The sequence below is a fragment of the Hydrocoleum sp. CS-953 genome, from assembly GCF_002260545.1.
Taxonomy (GTDB): domain Bacteria; phylum Cyanobacteriota; class Cyanobacteriia; order Cyanobacteriales; family Microcoleaceae; genus Trichodesmium.
In genome coordinates this window covers 1-3,652 of the sequence record NZ_LGSU01000559.1, presented here as the reverse complement: position 1 = coordinate 3,652, position 3,652 = coordinate 1, and the positions used below count along the sequence as shown (strand labels likewise).

Annotated in this window: 1 protein-coding gene and 1 pseudogene; both read right to left on the bottom strand. The window is 31.1% G+C overall.

What is annotated here, in order from left to right:
* Positions 1-215: 215 nt before the first annotated feature.
* A pseudogene (locus AFK68_RS44380) lies at positions 216-640 on the bottom strand (DUF6798 domain-containing protein); the annotation flags it as partial.
* A gap of 1 nt (position 641) precedes the next feature.
* On the bottom strand, positions 642-916 hold a 275-nt coding region (locus AFK68_RS44375; protein WP_371357254.1), incomplete at its 3' end, for a DUF6798 domain-containing protein.
* Between the last annotated feature and the right edge of the window lie 2,736 nt (positions 917-3,652).

Below are 3,652 nucleotides of genomic sequence, written 5' to 3'. Positions count from 1 at the left end.
ACTCTCTAATTTTTCACTAATATCTCTAAATATTAAAGCTAAATATATAGTAATCCGCGCTTATGTTGTAATTTTATATTAGAGGTTTAGTTTGCAAATCCTGTTTTAGCTTGGGTTTGGAGACCAAACCCCTACAGTTCTTTTTCACAACAAATAATTTAGGATTCTTATACTATACCAATAATTATAATTATGATCGATCGATCAAATCCCTACTAATCAGAATTTATTTGAAAAATCACCCATTCCCCTTCTTTATCCATAACTTTTCCCTCAATATCTCCATGCCAGTCAACTCTCGTCAAAATATATTCAGCTCTATATTTTTTCGCCACATTAACTAATTCTTTTCCCGTCTGTTGGGGAAACAAAATTTCCATCGCTCCCACCGCTAACTTATCATTCAAAGGAACGCCAAAAACATCTTCCATCCGATTTTTCCACTCTCTAATTCCCCTATCTGTTTGAGGAAAATGTTTAAAATCAACAATAACCGCTCTCTCTGAAAAAAATTGAAAATTTGACACAAACGGAGGGATTAAAATTACATCATCCTTATCACTAATCTCCCTAAATCTTAAAGCTAGTTTCGTAACTTCATCTTGGGGAACTCTATTAAATTTTACCTGTTGTTCAAATANCTAATTCCCCTATCTGTTTGAGGAAAATGTTTAAAATCAACAATAACCGCTCTCTCTGAAAAAAATTGAAAATTTGACACAAACGGAGGGATTAAAATTACATCATCCTTATCACTAATCTCCCTAAATCTTAAAGCTAGTTTCGTAACTTCATCTTGGGGAACTCTATTAAATTTTACCTGTTGTTCAAATACCTCCAAAATTTTTCCTGGCAATGCCTCAAATAATCCTAAAACAAATACTAAACTCGTGGCGATCGCTAAACTATAAGTCATTAAATTTTTCTGAGCTATTGTCACATCAACTTCATCTAAAATAAAAGGAAAAACTAAAACCAAAAACAAACCAGGAATAACAAAAAAACGATTAATAATTAAATCTATCGGTGGATGCAGTAAGTAAAATATTAATCCTCCTAACAACATCAACAAAACTATGAATTTGTAGTTCCATCTCTCCAGAAAAAACAATCCTACTGATAAGATAAAAAAGCAAATACCCTGATAAGGTACAGGCAAAAAACGATTAATAATTAAATCTATGGGTGGATGTAACAAGTAAAATATGAATCCTCCGAACAAAATCAACAAAACTATTAACTTGTAGCGCCATCTTTCCAGAAAAAACAATCCTGCTGATAAGATAAAAAAGCAAATACCCTGATAAGGTACAGGCAAAATTAGAGAAATTATCAACAGTAAACCAAGCCCTAAATTTCCCTGTTGATATAATTGATTAACTAAAATACTCACAGCAATAAATATCATCAACTGAGCAAAAGGAACAGTTCTTGCCAACTGTAACTTAGCAAATAAAGCTAAGGGGTAAACTTCCACAAAAATATAACCCAAAAACAAAGCCAAAATTGACTCAGCAATAATCAGATAAAACTTCCATTTCTCTATACATCTCACATCAGTAAAAATTAAATCTTTTTCCCTAACTTTTTTTTCTTTTATATTTCCTGTTTCTCCACCTTGAAAAAGGTATCTGTGGGAAAAATTGTTCTTTTTATCTGTTCCCGACTGCTGAGAAAAATCTGCAGATTTAGTAATATCAATTTTGTGAATACACAAACAACCACCCAGAATAAAACAGATAAAATCTAACCTAATGTTCCAATTCCAATAAGCAGGAATAATATGATGAGGATTCCTGACAAAACCGTAAATAAAAACAAATTCTTCATTAGTTAATTTATTAGTGCTAGTCGTTCCAGTTAATACCATTGGCAGATAAACTAAACAAGCTAAACCAAAGAAAATAATTAACGGTACAATCACTAAAAAAATAAATTCATACCGAAGCAAGAAATTCATCAAATTAGTAATAGTTTTAAATTTTGACTGTCTTGAGTGCGTCTTACATTCTTTTCCCGAAGTATTTCCGGAGGAAACGGAAACCTCAGAATTACACACTCGCTTTTGACTTTTTACTTCCCCGAATACATTGACTTCCCCAAAAGAGTTTACTTGTTTTAGATTCTGATTTTTTATTGCCTCAATTAACATAATAGGAATTATCATAATTCCCGGCAAAACACCAACCAAAAATTGTAAAATTGAAGCAATACCAAAAAATAAATAACCAATTATCCATCTTTGCCGAAAACAGAAATAAATTCCCCAAACCGTCAAACTCATAGCAAATGTGGCGGGTATAGGAGTATTAGGAAAAAGTTTTAAATATCCAATTAAAGTGTAGGATATTAAACTCAGAAAAATTAAAACTGCTGCTGATAATTTGGAAGGAGTAAAAATTTTACTTATGGCAGATAAACCCCAAATCAAACTAATAAACGAAGTTAGATCAAAAATTAGATAACTCAGGGAAATACTACCAGTAAATTTGCTGAAAAAATAAATCAAATATTGATAGTAATATCTGGGAGTAAAATTCAACATTTCCTGAACATAGTAATCATTTTTATAGAGTTCAGGATTCAACATTGATTTAATTTGAGGAACGTGAGTGTAATGATTTCCCACNAAATATTGATAGTAATATCTGGGAGTAAAATTCAACATTTCCTGAACATAGTAATCATTTTTATAGAGTTCAGGATTCAACATTGATTTAATTTGAGGAACGTGAGTGTAATGATTTCCCACTGGAAAAGTGTATCCTCTGGCAAGAAATGAGCCGAGAATTATAAAGATAAATAGAGATAAGGAAAAATGCCAACTATATTTTTTTATCTGCCACATTTGTTATTACAGAAAGAATGAAGGTAAGCATTCAGCTTTTCCTAGTAAATACTTTCACATTCAGCTTTTGAAAGTAATAACTACTAAAGTTATAAAGTTAGCTGATGACTAATTTCATTAGCATAACTTTTGATTCTCCTTTCATATCTGATAGCTGAATGCTTATGAATGAAGTAAGAAGAAAAATTTATCAAAATTTACAGCAGTTTCCCAAGTTATGAAGTACAACTGATAAGGTAAATATTTTTGGCTTGTTCCTCATTTTTTCTACTCCCTCAAAACATCAATATTATGGTAAGCATTCAGCTAGTTCCCATTCAGCATTCAGATGCATGAATATAATAAGTTATTAAAGTTAGCTAATTGACCAATTTAATCCATAACTTTTAATTCTGGTGAAAAGACTACTTCCTCCTTTCCTAGGAATTAATAACTAAAAGCTGAGAGCTATTAACGTAGTTCTTACGCAGGAGGCTAGTTGACTGCTGAATTCTTACATATTAGACATCTCGTGAAAAAGATATAGACTTTTTGCGCTTAGTAGGGAAAAGGGAACAGGGAACAGGGAACAGGAAATTTATTCCTACGAAAAAGATACGAAAAATGATTGAGGAAAGTGAATTTTACCGAAATATTCTGGTTTAAAGCCTCCCCTTTTAAGAGGATAATAAATAAAAATTTTCCTGTTTGTCAATCCTCTTCTTTTCAAGGAGAGGCAATTCTTAATTCTTAATTCTTAATTCTTAATTCTTAATTCTTAATTCTTAATTCTTAATTCTTAATTCTTAATTCTTAATTCTTAAT